Below are 18,241 nucleotides of genomic sequence, written 5' to 3'. Positions count from 1 at the left end.
GCAAAGCCCCCGGACATGGCAAGAGCTCATGCGGGGTCATATCCAACGCGATCATGACCTATCCGGGAAAAGGATGACGCCATGACAAAACTGCTGCTCGCCCCCGCCCTGATCCTCGCCTCCATTCTCCTCGCCGGGCTCTACGGCGCCTGCCACAACCAGATCTCCTACACGGTCTCGCCCGGCTATTTCCACGAGTTCAAGTTCATCCAGTTCGGGATACAGCCCGAATTGCAGAACCGCCTTGGTGCGGCAATCGTCGGGTGGCAGGCCTCGTGGTGGATGGGGATCGTCATCGGCCTGCCGCTCTGCCTGCTTTCGCTTGCCATGCGGGGAATCGGAGCCTTCGTCCGGACCTTTCTGCTCGCCGCCCTGATGGTGGTCGGGATAACCTTTCTGACCGGGCTCGGCGCGCTTGCTGCCGGGTATATCGCGATCCATGACGGCAACTTGCCCGGCTGGATGGCGGGACGGGAGGTTTCCGATCCCACCGCCTTCGCACGGGCGGGACTGATGCATGATTTCAGCTATCTGGGCGGGCTGCTCGGGCTGTTGGCGGGTGGGGTCATGGTGATCAGGAAGGTCCGGGCGTCGCGCAAGGATTCGCGCCACCCCTAAATCCCGCAGCTTCGGGCGTCACGCGCCCTCGAATTCGCACAGCGCATGGACCGGCATGCCCATCTCCTCCAGCCGCTTGCGTCCACCCAGTTCCGGCAGGTCGATCACGAAGGCGCAGCCGATCACCTCGGCACCAAGGCGGCGGCACAGCTTGATCCCGGCCTCGGCGGTGCCGCCTGTGGCCAGCAAGTCATCTACGATCAGCACCCGCTCGCCCGCCCGCAGCGCGTCGTCATGGATCTCCATCACCGCCTCGCCATATTCAAGCTGATAGGCTTCGGAAATCACCGCGCCGGGCAGCTTGCCCTTCTTGCGGATCGGCACGAAGCCTGTCGAAAGCTGATGCGCGACCGCGCCGCCAAGGATGAACCCGCGTGCCTCCAGCCCCGCCACCCGGTCGATCCGTTCACCCGCATAGGGGTTCAGAAGCTGGTCGATGGCCATGCGGAAACCACGCGCATCGGCGAAAAGAGTGGTCACGTCGCGGAAAACGATTCCCTCATGCGGAAAATCGGCGATGCTGCGGATGTAATCCTTGACGGTCCTGCTCATCCGGGGCGTTCCATTTCGAAAAGCTCCTGCACGGCAGTGTAATCCTTGTAACCGAGACGGGCCATCCAGCCGCCCGCCGCACGCGGATCGAACCGGCCCTCGACGATGCAATCATCGCGGATATGCACCCCGGTCACCACGCCGAACACGACGAAATTCGCCTTACCCGCCAGTGGCAGAACCCGTGTCATTCGGCATTCCAGAGCCGCCGCCGCCCCGGCCACACGAGGGCAGTCGATGCTCTCGCATTCGGCAGCCTCGATCCCGGCGGCCTCGAATTCGTTGACGCCTGCGGGAAGCGGCGCGGAACTGGCATTCACCTGGTCGCGCAGATCCCCGGTGGCGATATTCACGCAGAACACGCCGGTTTCGATGATCTGCGCGACACTGTCCTTGGTGCCCTGGCGGTCGGGCTTGGCATTGGTCGAGGCGAACATCACCTGCGGCGGCACATAGGCCACCGCGTTGAAAAAGGAATAGGGTGCGAGATTGTCGCCCTGCCCGCCGCGGGTCGAAATCCAGCCGATGGGGCGGGGTGCGACAAGCGCGTTGAAGGGGTTATGCGGCAGGCCATGGCCGGCCTCGGGTCGGTAGAACATTGATTTTCGCCTTTGGCTGAACCTGCCGCTCAACCTGCCACCGCTTTACGGCCTGTGCAATGTCCCCTTTGCCGATCTCTTGCGATATGGCGCGAGGACTGGAGAATGAACCTGTCCTGACGGGAATGCGGCCCGTTCCAGGCATAGCCGGGCAGCGCCCGGCCGCGGGTGGGCGCTCAGACGGCTGTGCTTCGCGGTTTATGCCGCAATCCCGGACAAAGCTGAAATGACAGACTAACTGCACCAAAGCGCCCGCCCATGGGGGCGGTCGGGCGCTGCCCGGCGGGCCTGCGGCCCTTGATTCCGGGCGGGGAAAAGCCCTGCCGGTGGCATGATCCATCGTTTCCCCGCCGTTTCTCCATATCCGCATTTACGCAATTTCGAACCGAAAACCGGTGTCCACCTATCCCGAAAATGCTAAAGCCCCGAAAAACGGAGCCGCCATGTTCGAAATCCGCCCCGAGGCACCTGCAGACGAATACGAGGTCGAGACGCTTTACGATCTGTGCTTTGCGCCGGGGCGCACCGCGCTTTCGTCCTATCGCCTGCGAGAGGGCGTGGACCGGGTCGCCGATCTCTGCCTGCTGCTGCGCGATCAGGGCGGGTTCCTGCAGGCCGCGATCCGTTATTGGCCGGTGCGCGTGGGTGGGCAGCCTGCCCTGCTGCTGGGACCGATCGCCGTCCACCCGACCGCGCAGGGTGAGGGGCTGGGCGGGCTGCTGATGCGCGACAGCCTTGCCCGCGCCCGCGACATGGGCTGGGCGCGGGTGCTGCTGGTCGGCGATGCGCCCTATTATTCGCGCTTCGGCTTCGCCCGCCTCGAGGGCGTCGAGATGCCGCCACCCACCAACCCGGACCGGGTCCTGGGGCTGGAATTGCAGGATGGAGCCTGGGCCGGGATCGCAGGGGAGGTCACGCGCGAGACAGGGGCGGAAACCACATCCGCACTGGCAGAAGATGCCGCCCCTCCCCATATCGATGCGACATGTCACGAAACAAGGCGGCCGAGAGACGGACAAGATGATGACCAAACCGCAGCAGGTGCTGCCCCCGATCAACGATCCGAGCGTTCATGAACAGATCGACCGGCTGGCGCGGCGTTACACCGATGCCGGGGGGCTGGGCATGGAGCTCCTCAACCTTGTCGGCAACAGCGCCGAGGGGCTGATCGGGCGATTGCCGGAATTCGTCCGCAAGCGCATGGACCGGCTGACCCGGATGGCCCTGATGCGGGCCTTTACGGCAGCATCGGGATCACGGCGGGTCTTGCGCGACCGTGGCGACTGGTTCAACCGGCTCACCACCACCTTCAGCGGCGCGGCGGGCGGTGCCGGCGGCTTCGCGGGCGCGATGGTGGAACTGCCGGTGACGGTGACATTGCTGTTGCGGGCGATGCTGGAAATCGCCGATGAGCATGGGCTCGACCCCGACAGCGAAGAAGTGCGGATGGAATGCCTGCGCGTCTTTGCTGCAGCCGGGCCGATGGAAGAGGATGACGGCACCGATTTCGGGCTGCTCGCGGTGCGGCTTTCGGTGACCGGGCAGACCGTGCAGGGGCTGATCAGCAAGGTGGCGCCGAAACTGTCGATCTCACTGGGGCAGAAACTGGCCGCGCAGGCCGCACCGGTCCTTGGCGCCTTTGTCGGCGCCTCGATCAACTACACCTTCGCACGCTATTACCAGGAGGTGGCGCGGGTGCATTTCGGCATCCTGCGGCTGGCGCAGGATCCGGGATCCCTCAGGAAGCGCTGATCGAGGCGCTGCGGCTGTCGATCGAACGGATCGAGAACGGGCGGGCGGTGCGCCGGGCTTGAGCGCCGGATCCTGGATATTTATATGAAGAAGAAGGCGTTAGGATTGATCGGCTTCGAGCGTGAGAGGCGCCGTCGGCACCTCCAGATCCGCAGTCGAGAGCGCGGCTGACGGGCGGGCGAGGCGTGGGCGGGTGACCCAGAGCAGGCGTTCCTGCGCGCGGGTGATGGCGACATAGGTCAGGCGTTTCCACAACGGAATCCCCGCCTCGCTGCGGTTCGACCATGCGGCGGCGCCGATATCGGGGCCAAAGACCTGCACATCGGGCCATTGCGAGCCCTGCGCCTTGTGGATCGTGACCGCCGCACCATGCAGGAAGGCCGCGCCCATGCGGGCGGCGAAGGGGATGAAGGGTTCCTCGGCGTCGGGCATCTCGATCTTGACGATGCTGGCGGCGGACAGGCGCGGATCCTCGGCGCCGATCACGTGCAGGCGCGAGAAGCCGGGCTTGCGGCCCGGTCCCAGATAGACCACCTGCGCGCCCTTGATCAGGCCCCGCGCCTCCAGGTCGATGCGCTTCTTGCGGTGCTTCAGCGGCAATTCGAGCCCGTCGCAGATCAGCGGCTCTCCGGGCAGAAGCGCGTCTCCGGGGGCGCCGAAAGCGGTGCGGAAGGCATGGATCAGGCGGATCCGGGTGGCATTGCGCCAGACCAGCACCGGGCTGCGGGCCATCAGGTCGGATTCCACCCGCTCGGCCCAGATCACCCGGGGATCCCTGTCGGCGGCCTCGCGGACCATCTGCTCGAACCCCCGGAAATCGAGACTGTCATCGGAGAGCGCATGCGCCAGGTCGAGGATCGGGCTGTCATCGGCCTGCCGGTGAACCCGGCTCAGCATCAGGCGCTGCGATTCGGCAAGGCTGTCGAACACCATCTCGCCGGACTGGCCGACGGGGGCAAGCTGGGCCGGATCTCCGAACAGGACCAGCACCGGGAAGATCTCGCGCAGGTCCTCGAACTGGCGCTCGTCCAGCATCGAGGCCTCGTCGATCAGCCCGATATCCAGCCCGTCCTCACGCCGTTTCCAGCCCTTGATGAAATCCGATCCGCGCAGGCCCGCAGCCGCCAGCGCGCCGGGGATCGAGGCATGCTGGTCGTAGAAGGCCTTGGCGCGGTCCAGCGCGACATCGGTCAGCCCCTCGACGGTGGGACGGGTTCCCTCGCCCGTCAGCCATTCGGCGATACGCTCGTATTCCGGGTCATAGACCGGGGTATAAAGGATGCGGTGGATCGTGGTGGCGGGAACGCCACGCGTGCGCAGCACGAAGGCCGCCTTGTTGGTGGGCGCGAGGATCGCCACGGTGCGGCGGTCCTTGCGGCGGCGGCCCTCGTAATCGGCGCTGACGATCTCGACCCCGGCTTCGCGCAGGGCGCGGGTGATTTCGGACAGCATCAGCGTCTTGCCCGAACCGGCCTTGCCGATCACCGCCATGACGCGGCCCTTGCCGGGCTGCGGCGGGAGAAGTTCCTCGGCCGTCAGGTCCACACCGGCACCGGCAAAGGTCTCGGCCAGCCGGTCCCAGGCATCGGCCTGATCGGCGGACAGCGAGGGCGTCGTGGTGGTGAGGGTCTGGCCGGTCATGGGCAAGCTGTAGCCTGTGACGGCGGGAAAGCGAAGGGGGATGCAGCGATTGTGCATCCCCCTTTACTCAACGGTATCGTCGGCGTGGCCAGCCAGTCACCAATCCCCCGGATCAGCCCTTGCGTCCGGCCTCCAGCGCGTCCTCGAAGGTGCGCAACCCGGTGGTCGGGGCCTGCACCAGCACCGACATGTTGCCCGGCTTGTGCTCGTTTTTGTACATCTTCATATGCGCCTGCGGGATCTCGGCCCAGGGAAAGACCTCGGACATGCAGGGATCGAGGCGGCGCTCCAGCATCAGCTGATTGGCGGCGCTGGCCTGTTTCAGATGGGCGAAATGGCTGCCCTGCACGCGCTTCTGATGCATCCACAGGTAGCGGACATCGAAGGTGCAGTTGAACCCGGTGGTGCCCGCGCAGATCACCACCATGCCACCCTTCTTGCAGACGAATGTCGAGACCGGGAAGGTCGCCTCGCCCGGATGCTCGAAGACGATATCGACATTCTTGCCCTTGCCGGTGATGTCCCAGATGGCCTTGCCGAATTTGCGGACCTCCTTGAACCAGTCGGCATATTCGGGCGTGTTCACGGTCGGCAGCTGTCCCCAGCAGTTGAAATCCTTGCGGTTCAGCACGCCCTTGGCACCAAGGCTCATGACGAAATCGCGCTTGTCCTCGTCGCTGATCACGCCGATGGCATTGCCGCCCGCCGCGTTGATGAGCTGGATCGCGTAAGAGCCAAGCCCCCCCGATGCGCCCCAGACCAGCACGTTCATGCCCGGTTTCAGCTCATGCGGTTCATGGCCGAACAGCATCCGGTAGGCGGTGGCCAGCGTCAGCGTGTAGCAGGCCGATTCCTCCCATGTCAGGTGACGCGGGCGGGGCATGAGTTGCTGCGCCTGCACACGGGTGAATTGCGAGAACGAACCATCCGGCGTCTCGTAGCCCCAGATCCGCTGGCTGGGCGAATACATCGGGTCGCCGCCATTGCAATGCTCGTCATCGCCGTCATCCTGGTTGCAATGGATCACGACCTCGTCGCCGACCTTCCAGCGCCGCACCTTGTCGCCCACCGCCCAGACAATCCCGGCGGCATCCGATCCGGCGATATGATATTCCGCGCCATGCCCGTCGAAGGGGCTGATCGGCTGGCCCAGCCCGGCCCAGATGCCGTTGTAATTGACGCCTGCCGCCATCACCAGGACCAGCACCTCGTTGCTGTCGATGCTTGGGGTATCCACGACCTCCAGTTGCATCGCCTTGTCCGGCTCTCCGTGGCGTTCGCGGCGAATGGCCCAGGCATGCATCTGCCTGGGCACATGGCCAAGGGGCGGCATCTCGCCGATCTCGTAAAGGTCTTTCTGGGGCGCCTCATAGGGCGCGATCGGGGCGTCGAGGGCCATCTGCATCTCCTTCATCATGCCGCGGCGCAGAATCACCGGGTTGAGGACTTGTTAAAAGCGAAATAGCAACAATGCAATCCTGTGAGGTCAGATTTTGAAACATTATGTCTCACAGGATTTCCTCGTCAAATCGTGAAACCACGATTCATAAACATGCTGGCGACGAGCGGCGAGCGGCGTATTCCTGGGACCGTTGTTACCGGGTGCCGGACACAGTTCCGGTGGTTAAAGAGGAAGAAACATGCTCAGATATATCGCAATCCTGCTCTGCCTGCCGCATATCGCGCTGGCGAATGACCTTGCGACACACTGGTCGTACAAGGGCAAGACCGGGCCGGAGCATTGGGCCGAACTCGACCCGCAATACCGGGTGTGCAAGATCGGCCGAAGCCAGTCACCGATCGACCTGACCGATTCGAATGCCCGGGGCGAGGTGGAATTCACCGCCAGCTACAAGCCGCTGCCGATGACGATCTGGAACAACGGTCACACGATCCAGCTGGACGCGACCAATTCCGGCGCACTGACCGAGGATGGCAAGGATTTCCCCCTGCTCCAGGTGCATTTCCATGACCCGAGCGAACATGCCATCCACGGGAAACATTTCCCGCTGGAGGTGCATTTCGTCCACAGATCGGCCGATGGGCAGCTTGCGGTGCTCGCGGTGCTGATCGATGAGGGCAAGGAAAACCCCGAGCTCGCCAAGATCATCCAGCACCTGCCCCGGCAATCCGGCGAACCGCAGAAGATCGACGGGGTCGAATTCGATCCGGCCGCGCTTTTGCCGAAATCTTTGGAAAGCTTCCGCTATTCCGGCTCACTCACCACGCCACCCTGCTCCGAGGGCGTGGCCTGGCATGTCCTGAGCACCCCGATCACCGCCTCGGCCGACCAGATCACTGCACTGTCCGAAGTCATGGGCGAGAACAACCGCCCCGTGCAGGCCGTCAATGACCGTCTGGTGATCCAGCCGAAGCAATAGGGCGCGACTGTGGCGGTGCAATCGCATCGCCACGAATTTCTGCGGCGCGGCGAATTGACGGCGCATGAATGTTTCTGTATCTGAACACAGACAGAAAGATTGTTGCGAGGCGCCATCATGGCCGAGAAGGACAAACCCTGGCTGTTCCGCACCTATGCGGGTCATTCCACGGCTGAAAAGTCGAACGCGTTGTACCGGGGCAATCTGGCCAAGGGGCAGACGGGCCTGTCGGTGGCTTTCGACCTGCCCACGCAGACGGGCTATGACAGCGATCATCTTCTGGCGCGGGGCGAGGTCGGCAAGGTCGGCGTGCCCATCTGTCACCTCGGCGACATGCGGACGCTGTTCGACCAGATCCCGCTGGAGCAGATGAACACCTCGATGACGATCAACGCGACGGCGCCATGGCTGCTGTCGCTCTATATCGCCGTGGCCGAGGAACAGGGGGCGGATGTCGCGAAACTGCAAGGCACGGTGCAGAATGACATCATCAAGGAATACCTCTCGCGCGGGACCTATATCTGCCCGCCCAAGCCCTCCTTGCGGATGATCACCGACGTGGCGGCCTTCACCGCGAAGAACCTGCCGAAATGGAACCCGATGAATGTCTGCTCCTACCATCTGCAAGAGGCCGGGGCGACGCCGCAGCAGGAACTGGCCTATGCGCTGGCCACCGGGATCGCGGTTCTCGACGACCTGAAGGGCAAGGTTCCCGCCGAAGATTTCCCGGCGATGGCGGGCCGGATCAGCTTTTTCGTGAATGCGGGCATCCGTTTCGTCACCGAGATGTGCAAGATGCGCGCCTTCACCGAGCTGTGGGACGAGATCACCGCCACCCGCTACGGCATCGAAGATCCGAAATACCGGCGTTTCCGCTATGGCGTGCAGGTCAACAGCCTCGGCCTGACCGAGCAGCAGCCGGAAAACAACGTCTACCGCATCCTGCTGGAAATGCTGGCGGTGACGCTGTCGAAAAACGCGCGGGCGCGGGCGGTGCAGCTTCCGGCATGGAACGAGGCGCTTGGCTTGCCCCGGCCATGGGACCAGCAATGGTCGCTGCGGATGCAGCAGATCGTCGCCTACGAGACGGATCTTCTGGAATATGGCGACCTGTTCGACGGCAACCCGGTCATCGCCGCCAAGGTCGAGGAACTCAAGGCGGGCGCGCGCGATGAATTGAAGCTGCTGGACGAGATGGGCGGGGCGATCGCGGCAATCGACTACATGAAATCGCGGCTGGTCGAATCGAATGCCGAACGGTTCGGCAAGATCGAATCGAACGAGACCGTGGTGGTCGGCGTGAACCGTTGGGAACAGGGGGAGCCTTCGCCATTGACCTCGGGCGATGGTGGGATCCTGGTCGTGGACCCCGAGGTCGAGCAGGACCAGATCGCCCGCCTGAACGAATGGCGCGAAAACCGCGACGAGGACGCCATCCGCACTGCGCTGGCCGCGCTACGCGAGGCTGCGCGGAATGGCGACAATATCATGCCCCCCTCTATCGCGGCGGCGAAGGCCGGGGTCACGACCGGCGAATGGGCCGGGGTGATGCGTCAGGTCCATGGCGAATACCGGGGCCCGACCGGCGTGTCGGCCTCGCCCTCGAACCGGACCGAGGGGCTGGAGGAGATCCGCGAGGCGGTGGATACAGTCAGTGCCCGGCTTGGGCGGCGGCTGAAATTCGTGGTCGGCAAACCCGGCCTCGACGGCCATTCCAACGGCGCCGAACAGATCGCCTTCCGCGCCCGCGATTGCGGCATGGACATCACCTATGAGGGCATCCGCCTGACCCCCGAACAGATCGTCACCCGCGCCCTTGAAGAAGAGGCCCATGTCGTCGGTTTGTCGATCCTGTCGGGCAGCCATCTGCCCCTGATCGAGGAACTGATGGAGCGGATGCGCGAGGCCGGGTTGGGCCACATCCCCGTCATCGCCGGCGGCATCATCCCCGAAGAGGACGCGCAACGCCTGCTCGCCATGGGGGTGGCGCGGGTCTATACGCCCAAGGATTTCCAGCTCAACAGGATCATGATGGATATCGTGGCCCTGGTCGAGCCCGGGGCGGCGGCGGCGTGATCCCACGGGATCAGCGCGCTTTCAGCCCCTCGACCAGCGCGGTGAAATGCTCGCCGCGTTTCTCGAAATTCGGATATTGGTCGAAACTGGCGGCGGCAGGAGCCAAGAGGACGATGTCCCCCGCTTCGGCCTCGGCGCTCGCATGGGCGACCGCCTGTTCCATCGTTTCCGCGATTTCATAGGGCGTCTGGCCGATCTCCAGCGCGAAATCCCGTGCCGAATGGCCGATCAGGTAAGCCTTGCTCACATGTTCAAGATACGGGGTCAGCGCGGCGATCCCGCCATCCTTGCCAAGCCCCCCGGCGATCCAGCGGATGCGCTGGAAAGCCTGCAAGGCCTTGGCGGCGGCATCCACATTCGTCGCCTTGGAATCGTTGACGTAACGGACGCCGTCGATCTCGGCCACCAATTGGCTGCGATGCGGCAACCCGGCGAAACTGTGGAATGCCGCCTCGATCTCGCGCGGGGGCAGGCCAACCGCCCGGCATGCCGCATAGGCGGCGCAGGCGTTCTGGTGATTATGCGCGCCGGGCAACCCGGAAATCCCCCGCAGATCGATCGAGGCCACCTGCCGCCCCTTGCGATATTCGGCCAGGAACCCCTTGCGGGCAAAAACCGACCAGGCCGCACGATCCAGCTTTTGCCCCGCCGAGACCCGGATCACCCGGTCGTCCGAAGGCGCCGTCGCCAGTTGTCCGGCAAGATACAGCCCCTCGGCCTCGTCAATGCCGATCACCGCGCGGTCCGGCCCGCCCTCGGCGAAAAGGCGGCGCTTTGCCGCGAAATATCCGCCCGTCCCGCCATGCCGGTCCAGGTGATCCGGCGTCAGATTGGTGAACACGGCGACATCCGGCGTCAGTGCCCGCGCCAGCTCGGTCTGGTAGCTGGACAGTTCGATCACCACCACCTCGCCATCCCGCGCGGGCTCCAGCGACAGCACCCCGGTGCCGATATTGCCGCCCATCTGGCTGGGCCTTCCGCATTCACGGAGAATATGGTGGATCAGCGCCGTAGTGGTGGATTTGCCGTTCGAGCCGGTCACGGCGATCACCCTGGGCGCGCGGTCGAATTCGTCCCAACCGGCCCCGGCATAGCTGCGGAAGAACAGGCCGATATCGTTATCCACCGGAATTCCAAGCGCATAGGCCCTGGCGATCACCGGGTGCGGATGGGGATAAAGATGCGGGATGCCGGGCGAAGTGACCAGCATGGTAACGCCATGCCAGGACTCGTCGCGGGTCAGATCGGCGATATGCAGCCCCTCGGCCTCGGCGGCCTCGCGGGTATCGACGCCATCGTCCCACGCGATCACATGCGCTCCACCGGCCTGCAAGGCGGCGGCGGTCGCCTTGCCCGAACGGCCAAGGCCGAGCACGGCGACGGTCTGATCTTCAACGCCTTGGACAGGGATCATCAGTGCACCTTTTCAGCCCTCGGGCCGGGGGCGCTTCGCCCCCCGGACCCCCAGAGGATATTTACATGAAGAAGAAATGTATCAGCGTAGCTTGAGCGTCGCCAGCCCGATCAGGGCCAGCACTAGCGCGATGATCCAGAAGCGGATCACGATCTGCGCCTCTCCCCAGCCCTTCTTCTCGAAATGGTGGTGGATCGGGGCCATCAGGAAGACCCGCTTGCCGGTTCGCTTGAAATAGAGCACCTGGATGATGACGCTGAGCGCCTCGACCACGAAGAGCCCGCCGACGATGGCCAGCACGATCTCGTGCTTGGTGACCACTGCGATGGCGCCGAGCGAGCCGCCCAGGGCCAGCGAGCCGGTATCGCCCATGAAGACGGCGGCAGGCGGGGCATTGTACCACAGGAAGCCCAGCCCGCCCCCGATCAGGGCGGAGACGAAGACCAGGATCTCGCCCGTGCCCGGCACCTGGTGCACGCCCAGATATTCGGTGAAATCCACTCGCCCGACCGTGTAGGCGATCACGCCCAGGGTTCCGGCGGCGATCATAACCGGCATGATCGCCAGCCCGTCCAGCCCGTCGGTCAGGTTCACCGCGTTCGCGGCGCCGACGATCACGATCATGCCGAAGGGAATGAACAGCAGGCCGAGATTGATGAGCGCGTCCTTGAAGACCGGCATCGCCAGTTGCCCGCTCAGTTCCGCCGGGTGCAGCCACATCGCCCAGGCCGAGGCGACAAGGGCCAGCGCCAGCCCCAGGCCCATCCGGATCCGCCCGGAGACACCCTTGGTATTGTTCTTGCTGACCTTGGCGTAATCATCGGCAAAGCCGATCGCCGCGTAGCCCGCCGTGACCAGCAGCACGATCCAGACATAGCCATTGTCCAGCCGCGCCCAAAGCAGGGTCGAGACGAACAGGGCCGAGAGGATCAGGATGCCGCCCATGGTCGGCGTACCGGCCTTGAGCAGATGCCCCTCGGGGCCGTCGTCGCGGATCGGCTGGCCCGTTTTCTGGACCTTCCGCAGGTAGCTGATCAGCGGGCTGCCGAAGATGAAACCGAATAGCAGCGCGGTGAAAAAGGCGGCGCCGGCGCGGAATGTAATATATCTGAACAAGTTGAAGAGGTCGCCCCCCTCGGAAAGACTGCTCAGCCAATAGAGCATCACTTATCCCTTCTGTTGCGGCGCGGGCCTTTGCCCTGATTGCCGGAGCGCGTCAACCACCGCCGACACTTTCGAGGATTTCGATCCCTTGACCAGCACGATATCGCCGGGCGCAACCAGTTCTGCCGCCTTTGCGGCCAGTTCAGCGGAAGCCTCTGCCCAGACACCGCGTTTTTCCGCCGGCAGGGCGTCGTAGAGATGCCGCATCAGCGGGCCCGCGGCGTGAACCAGATCGATCTTCTCCATGGCCGGATCATCGGCCATGGCGCAATGTTGCGCCACCTCGTCGGGCCCCAGTTCCAGCATGTCGCCAAGGATCGCCACGCGCCGCCCCCCCTGCAACCCGGCCAGCATCGCCAAGCCCGCCGCCAGCGAGGTCGGGTTGGCGTTGAACGCATCGTCGATCAGGCGGATGCCGCCCAGGTCCTCGACCGCCCCGCGCCCCCTTGGCGGCTGCCAATCGGCAAGGCGCAGGGCCGCCTCTTTCACATCGGCCCCGGCAGCGCCGAGCGCGGCAAGCACGCCGACCGCGTTGAGGGCGAAATGCGCGCCACTCGTATTCAGCGTGAAATCAATCGTTTCCGCGGCAATCCTTGCGCGGCATTTCAACCGGCCATCCTCGGGCTTCGCCTGCACCAGCCGGGCCATGCCCTCATGTCCGAAACCCAGCACAATGGCCCCGGCCGCATCGGCGTGATCGCGCAGGATGGGGGTCACGGACAAGCCCTCGGGGATGATCGCGGTGCCGATCGCCTCCAGCCCCTCGAAGATCGCGCCCTTCTCATGCGCGATGCCCTCGATGGCGCCGAAAGCCTCCAGATGCGCGGCGGCGACCGTGGTGATCATGGCCACATGCGGACGAGCCATGCGCGACAGGGGCGCGATCTCGCCGGGCTGGTTCATGCCGATCTCGATAATGGCGAAATCGCTGTCGCGCGGCATTCGCGCCAGGGTCAGCGGCACGCCCCAGTGATTGTTGTAGCTGGCCTCGGCGGCATGGATCCGCCCCTGCCCGGTCAGCGCCACCCGTGCCATGTCCTTGGTCGAGGTCTTGCCGACCGAGCCGGTGATGGCGATGACCCTGCCCGTCATGCGCGTGCGCCCGGCACGGCCCAGATCCTCCAGCGCGGGCAGAACCTCGGGTACGATGAGCAGCGGCGCATCCTGTGGCACGCCCTCGGGGATGCGGCTGACAAGGGCGGCGGCAGCCCCCTTCTCCAGCGCCTGCGCCACGAAATCATGGCCGTCGCGAATATCCGTAAGCGCAACGAAGAGATCGCCCGGCCGGATCGTCCGTGTGTCGATGGAAACGCCAGAGGCCACCCAGTCCCCCTGCGCCCGTCCGCCGGTCGCGGCGGCGGCATCTGCCGCAGTCCACAGGCTCATATCCGGCCATCCAGCGCGGCGACGGCGACCGAGGCCTGCTCGGCATCGTCGAAAGGATAGACATCCTGCCCCACGATCTGGCCGGTCTCGTGCCCCTTGCCCGCGATCAACAGGGCATCGCCGGGTTGCAGGGCGTCCACGCCGCGCAGGATCGCCTCGGCCCGGTCCCCGACCTCGGTGGCCTCTGGGCCTGCCCCCTCCATGATCGCGGCGCGGATCGAGGCCGGATCCTCGCTGCGCGGATTGTCATCTGTGACGATCGCCACATCGGCATATTGGCGCGCGGCCTCGCCCATCAGCTTGCGCTTGCCCCGGTCGCGGTCTCCGCCCGCCCCGAACACCACGATGATGCGGCCCATCACATGCGGGCGCAGCGATTGCAGGGCGGCGATCAGCGCGCCGGGCTTGTGGGCATAATCCACGAAAACCGCCGCGCCATTGTCGCGCTGCGCCGCCAGTTGCATCCGGCCCCGGACGGTCTGCAATTCGGGCAGCGCCGCGAGGATCCCTTCCGCCGCATCGCCCGAAGCCAGCGCGAGCCCCATCGCGGCCAGCACGTTCTCGGCCTGGAATCCACCGATCAACGGCAGGCGCACCATATGGGCCTGCCCCATCACGGAAAAGCGCAGATCCTGCCCGGTGGCGTCGTAGCGCTGGCCGAGGATGCGCAACATGGCGTCATCGCCGGTGCCGATCGTGGTCAACGCCAGGCCCTGATCCCTGGCGATATCCGCCATCCGGCGGCCATGCTCGCTGTCGATATTGATGACCGCCGACTCGCCATCTTCGAGAATATGGTTGAAGAGCAGCGCCTTGGCCGCGAAATATTCGTCGAAATCCGCGTGGTAGTCCAGATGGTCCTGGCTGAAATTGGTGAAGGCACCCGCCTCGACCCGCACGCCGTCGAGCCGCCGCTGATCCAGACCATGACTGGAAGCCTCCATCGCGGCATGGGTCACACCGGCCTGCGCTGCCTCGGACAGGACCCGATGCAGGGTGACCGGCTCGGGCGTGGTATGGGCCAGCTTGGCGTGGTAATCGCCCTCGACCCCCATGGTGCCAAGGCTGATCGCCTGATGGCCCAATGCCTGCCAGATCTGGCGGGTGAATGTCGCCACGCTGGTCTTGCCAGAGGTGCCGGTGACGGCCACCACATGTTCGGGCTGCGCCTCGAACCACAGCGCCGCCGCCCCGGCAAGTGCCGCGCGCGGATCCTCGGCCACGATCACGGCACCGTCCCAATCCGCAAAGGCCTCGGCCGCCATCCTTGCCCCGGCGCGGTCGGTCAGCACCGCCCCTGCCTCCATCCGCAGCGCATATGGGATGAACTCGCCGCCATGCACGGTCGATCCCGGCAGGGCGGCAAACAGATGCCCCGGCTTGACCGTTCGGCTATCGACCGAAATTCCGGAAATCACGGGATCGCGCCCGTCTCTGCCTCGCAGCCCGAGCTGCGACAGTTTCTTCGACGCCCGACTCACCGTTTCACCCGTCATTTGTTCGAAACGAGCTTTACCGCATCCGTCGCGCCCTGTTCAACATGCGCCATGATCCTGGGATCGATCCTGGGCAGGGTCACGTCGCTTTTGGCCTTCAGCCCCAGAAGCGGGGCAAGACGGCGGACCAGTTCAGCCGCGACGGGAACGGCGGTCATCCCGGCGGTGCGGCTTTCGCCGCCACCCGTCGAGACCGACGGCTCGTCGAGCGAAACGACCAGCGCATATTTGGGGTCACTGGCCGGGAAGACCGAGGCGAATGTCGCCACGACCTTGTTGTCGTAATAGCCGCCGCTCGGACGCGGCTTGTCGGCGGTGCCGGTCTTGCCGGCGATCTCGTAACCTTCGACTTCGGCACGGCGCGCAGTCCCCCGTGTGACCACCTGCCGCAGCATGCTGACCGCCATCTCGGCCGCAACGGGGGACAGGACCTGCTCGCCTTCGGGGCGCTTGCGGCCATGCACCAGCGTCGGTGTCACCTTGCGGCCGCCATTGGCAATGGTCGCATAGGCCGCAGCCAGGTGCAGCGGGCTGGCGGCAAGGCCATGGCCGAAGGAAACCGTTGCCGAGGTCACGGCGGGCCAGCGTTTCGGCACCAGGGGCTGGCCGGTCGGCGCCTCGACCATCTCGACAGGGGTGGGCGCGAAGAAGCCGAGATCCTCCAGGAATTCCTTCTGGCGTTCGGCACCCACCATCTGGGCGATCCGCACCGTGCCGACATTCGAGGATTTCACGATCACGTCGGTCGCGCTGAGCTGGGTGCCGTAATTGTGAAAATCATGGATCAGGTATTTGCCGATCTTCATCGGGCTCTTGGAATTGATGCCGCTATTGGGATTGATCAGTTTCAGGTCCAGGGCCTGGGCGACCGGGAAGATCTTGAAGGTCGATCCAAGCTCGTATTGACCCTGCACCGCCCGGTTGAACAGCGGGCTGTCCGAAGGATCGCCCTTCAACAGCGGCCGTGGCCGGTCATTGGGGTCGAAATCGGGCAGGCTCGCCATCGCCACGATCTCGCCGGTCTCGACCTCCATCAGCACGGCTGCGGCCCCCTTGGCATTCATCAGCTTCATGCCGGAATCGAGCACCCGCTCCATCGCCGATTGCACGGTCAGATCGATCGACAGGACCAGCGGCGCGCCGTCATTCGCGGGGTCGCGCAGCCAGCCGTCAAAGGCCTTTTCAACCCCTGCGACACCCAGAACCTCGGCGCTGCTCACGCCTTCGTTGCCAAAGCCCGAGCCACCCAGGATATGGCTGGCGATATGGCCATTGGGATAGACCCGCATCTCGCGCGGGCCGAACAGCAGGCCCGGCTCGCCCAGATCATGGACCGCCTGCATCTGCTCGGGGCTGATCTTGCGCTTGATCCACATGAACTTGCGATCACCGGTGAAATCCTCGGTCAGCTTCGCCCCGTCGAGATCGGGGAAGATCTTCGCCAGCCCCTGCGCCGCGCGGACCGGATCGATCATCTGATGGGGATGGGCATAGAGCGAATGGGTCAGCAGGTTCATCGCCAGCACCCGCCCCCGCCGATCGGTGACATCGGCGCGCTGCGACATGATCTGCGCACTCATGACCTGGGCACGCGGTTCGCTCGGCTCACTCGATGCCAGCGCGCCCATGCGCAGGCCCACGGTCACGAAAGCCAGCACGAAACAGCCCGCCATCAGGATCAGCCGGCCCTCGGCACGGCGGCGGGCCTTGTCCTGGATTTCCTCGTGCCGCATCCGCCGGTTCTCGGCCTCGATCTCATCGGGATTCTCGCCGCGTTCGCGGGCGCGAAGAATGCGGGCCAGAGGGCGCAAGGGGGTGCGGATCATGGCTGTTCCTCGTTGGATGCGGCGCCGGTATCGGCGGTCCTGCCCCCTGCCGGGCGCGATGGCGGACGGACGGGGGGCGGCTTGGGATAATCGACATTGTCGAGATCGGCGAAATTGCCCGGCTCGATGGGCACGAGCTGCAAGCGCTCGAAATTCAGATCGACAAGTTCGCGCAGCCGCGTCGGCCGGTTCAGATAGGCCCATTCGGCACGCAGCACGCCGAGTTCCTCGCGCAGCCCGGCGATCTCGCGCTGGACATCGCTCATCTCGCTCATGGCTGCCTGGGTCCGGTAATTCTCGCGATAGGCCCAGAAAGCCAGCCCCATCACCACCAGGACACATGCCAGGTAAAGGATGGATTTCATCGCCGCCCCCTTTTTTGCGGCAGTATCGGCATGGCCAGTCCCGCCTCGTCCGGGGCGGCAGCGGGCGCATCGGTCCGGACTGCCACCCGCAGCAGGGCGGAACGGGCGCGGGGATTGGCCTGCATCTCTTCGGCATCCGGCCCGATCGCCCGGCGGAACGGCAGGGTGAAGGCGGCAGGGGCGGTCGGGGCGGCCGGAGCGTAGCGGCTGCCCCCGCCCGTGCTGCCCGCGCGCGCCTGCATGAAACGCTTGACGATCCGGTCCTCCAGTGAATGGAAACTGACCACCGCGAGCTTGCCACCGGGCCGCAGCGCGCGTTCGGCGGCGGCAAGCCCATCGACCAATTGCCGGAATTCGTCATTCACCCAGATCCGGATGGCCTGGAAACTGCGCGTCGCCGGATGGCTTTGCCCCAGCTTGGCGCGCGGCAGGCAGGAGGCCACGACCTCGGCAAGCTGCGCGGTCCGGGTCAGCGGGCGAGCGGCGACGATTGCGCGGGCGATGCGGCGGGAAGCACGTTCTTCGCCATAATGGTAAAGGACATCCGCGATCACCGCCTCCTCCGCCTCGTTCAACAGATCGGCGGCGGAAGGGCCGTCCTGCCCCATCCGCATATCCAGCGGCCCGTCGCGCAGAAAGGAAAAGCCGCGCTCGGCCTGGTCAAGCTGCATCGAGCTGACGCCCAGGTCCAGGACCACGCCGTCAAGCGGTTCCCCGGCCAGACTGTCGAGGTCCGAAAACTCGCCCTCGACCAGCCGCAACCTGTCGTCATATTGCCCGGCCCATTCGCGGGCCATCGCGAAGACCGCCGGATCGCGGTCGAGGCCGATCACCCGTCCGGCCCCGGCCTCCAGCAGCCCGCGCGCATATCCGCCCGCACCGAAAGTGCCGTCCAGCCAGATGCCTGAAACAGGAGAAACCGCCTTGAGAAGCGGTTTCAGCAGGACCGGGACATGCGCAGCTTCCATCGC

Annotated in this window: 15 protein-coding genes and 1 pseudogene; 5 read left to right on the top strand and 11 right to left on the bottom strand. The window is 65.2% G+C overall.

Going from position 1 to position 18,241, the window contains the following annotated elements; all coding sequences use genetic code 11:
- The first annotated feature begins 81 nt into the window (after positions 1-81).
- A complete protein-coding gene (locus tag A7A09_RS02820; protein WP_106689937.1) occupies positions 82-618 on the top strand; it encodes a hypothetical protein in 537 nt (178 codons plus the stop codon).
- Positions 619-636: 18 nt separating this feature from the next.
- On the opposite strand, the gene A7A09_RS02815 is transcribed toward A7A09_RS02820, so the two are convergent.
- Complete coding sequence (locus A7A09_RS02815) at positions 637-1,170, bottom strand: adenine phosphoribosyltransferase (RefSeq protein WP_106689936.1); 534 nt, start codon at positions 1,168-1,170, stop codon at positions 637-639.
- A complete protein-coding gene (locus A7A09_RS02810) occupies positions 1,167-1,769 on the bottom strand; it encodes a flavin reductase family protein (RefSeq protein ID WP_106689935.1) in 603 nt (200 codons plus the stop codon). Before A7A09_RS02810 ends, A7A09_RS02815 begins: the two co-directional genes overlap by 4 nt.
- 443 nt (positions 1,770-2,212) lie before the next feature.
- Between A7A09_RS02810 and A7A09_RS02805 the strand changes: the two are divergent.
- Together A7A09_RS02805 and A7A09_RS02800 are read left to right on the top strand one after the other, a co-directional pair.
- Positions 2,213-2,695: pseudogene (locus tag A7A09_RS02805) on the top strand (GNAT family N-acetyltransferase); the annotation flags it as partial.
- 97 nt (positions 2,696-2,792) lie between these two features.
- Positions 2,793-3,521 carry an EcsC family protein gene (locus A7A09_RS02800; RefSeq protein ID WP_106690056.1) on the top strand — a complete coding sequence of 243 codons (729 nt, stop codon included), beginning with the start codon at positions 2,793-2,795 and terminating at the stop codon, positions 3,519-3,521.
- A gap of 99 nt (positions 3,522-3,620) precedes the next feature.
- On the opposite strand, the gene A7A09_RS02795 is transcribed toward A7A09_RS02800, so the two are convergent.
- Together A7A09_RS02795 and ccrA are read right to left on the bottom strand one after the other, a co-directional pair.
- Positions 3,621-5,162, bottom strand: a complete 1,542-nt coding sequence (locus tag A7A09_RS02795; protein WP_106689933.1) for an ATP-dependent DNA helicase — start codon at positions 5,160-5,162, stop codon at positions 3,621-3,623.
- 112 nt (positions 5,163-5,274) lie between these two features.
- On the bottom strand, positions 5,275-6,561 hold the full coding sequence (gene ccrA, locus A7A09_RS02790; RefSeq protein ID WP_106690055.1) for a crotonyl-CoA carboxylase/reductase: 1,287 nt from the start codon (positions 6,559-6,561) through the stop codon (positions 5,275-5,277).
- A gap of 241 nt (positions 6,562-6,802) precedes the next feature.
- On the opposite strand from ccrA, the gene A7A09_RS02785 reads away from it, so the two are divergent.
- Positions 6,803-7,543 carry a carbonic anhydrase gene (locus tag A7A09_RS02785; RefSeq protein WP_106689932.1) on the top strand — a complete coding sequence of 247 codons (741 nt, stop codon included), beginning with the start codon at positions 6,803-6,805 and terminating at the stop codon, positions 7,541-7,543.
- 117 nt (positions 7,544-7,660) lie between these two features.
- Positions 7,661-9,619 (top strand): protein meaA, encoded by a 1,959-nt coding sequence (locus tag A7A09_RS02780; protein WP_106689931.1) that lies wholly within the window; start codon positions 7,661-7,663, stop codon positions 9,617-9,619.
- Between the two features lie 10 nt (positions 9,620-9,629).
- On the opposite strand, the gene murD is transcribed toward A7A09_RS02780, so the two are convergent.
- The 7 genes from murD to rsmH all read right to left on the bottom strand — a co-directional run bounded on the left by murD (position 9,630) and on the right by rsmH (position 18,238).
- Positions 9,630-11,033 (bottom strand): UDP-N-acetylmuramoyl-L-alanine--D-glutamate ligase, encoded by a 1,404-nt coding sequence (gene murD, locus A7A09_RS02775; protein ID WP_106689930.1) that lies wholly within the window; start codon positions 11,031-11,033, stop codon positions 9,630-9,632.
- A gap of 81 nt (positions 11,034-11,114) precedes the next feature.
- Positions 11,115-12,197 carry a phospho-N-acetylmuramoyl-pentapeptide-transferase gene (mraY, locus tag A7A09_RS02770; protein WP_106690054.1) on the bottom strand — a complete coding sequence of 361 codons (1,083 nt, stop codon included), beginning with the start codon at positions 12,195-12,197 and terminating at the stop codon, positions 11,115-11,117.
- Positions 12,198-12,200: 3 nt separating this feature from the next.
- Positions 12,201-13,583 (bottom strand): UDP-N-acetylmuramoyl-tripeptide--D-alanyl-D-alanine ligase, encoded by a 1,383-nt coding sequence (locus A7A09_RS02765; RefSeq protein ID WP_106689929.1) that lies wholly within the window; start codon positions 13,581-13,583, stop codon positions 12,201-12,203.
- On the bottom strand, positions 13,580-15,064 hold the full coding sequence (locus A7A09_RS02760; RefSeq protein ID WP_436277770.1) for a UDP-N-acetylmuramoyl-L-alanyl-D-glutamate--2,6-diaminopimelate ligase: 1,485 nt from the start codon (positions 15,062-15,064) through the stop codon (positions 13,580-13,582). Before A7A09_RS02760 ends, A7A09_RS02765 begins: the two co-directional genes overlap by 4 nt.
- Before the next feature lie 11 nt (positions 15,065-15,075).
- On the bottom strand, positions 15,076-16,905 hold the full coding sequence (locus tag A7A09_RS02755) for a peptidoglycan D,D-transpeptidase FtsI family protein (RefSeq protein ID WP_106689927.1): 1,830 nt from the start codon (positions 16,903-16,905) through the stop codon (positions 15,076-15,078).
- Positions 16,902-17,270: a cell division protein FtsL gene (gene ftsL / locus A7A09_RS21265; protein ID WP_245999094.1), complete on the bottom strand. Its 369-nt coding sequence runs from the start codon at positions 17,268-17,270 to the stop codon at positions 16,902-16,904. Before ftsL ends, A7A09_RS02755 begins: the two co-directional genes overlap by 4 nt.
- Entirely contained in the window at positions 17,267-18,238 is a 972-nt protein-coding gene (rsmH, locus tag A7A09_RS02745; RefSeq protein ID WP_106689926.1) for a 16S rRNA (cytosine(1402)-N(4))-methyltransferase RsmH, read from the bottom strand. The genes ftsL and rsmH overlap by 4 nt, the downstream gene beginning before the upstream one ends.
- Positions 18,239-18,241 lie beyond the last annotated feature (3 nt).

This window comes from Paracoccus methylarcula (assembly GCF_003007735.2).
Classification (GTDB): domain Bacteria; phylum Pseudomonadota; class Alphaproteobacteria; order Rhodobacterales; family Rhodobacteraceae; genus Paracoccus; species Paracoccus methylarcula.
The sequence above is the reverse complement of the archived record's forward strand: the minus strand, read 5'-3'. Positions and strand labels throughout refer to the sequence as shown.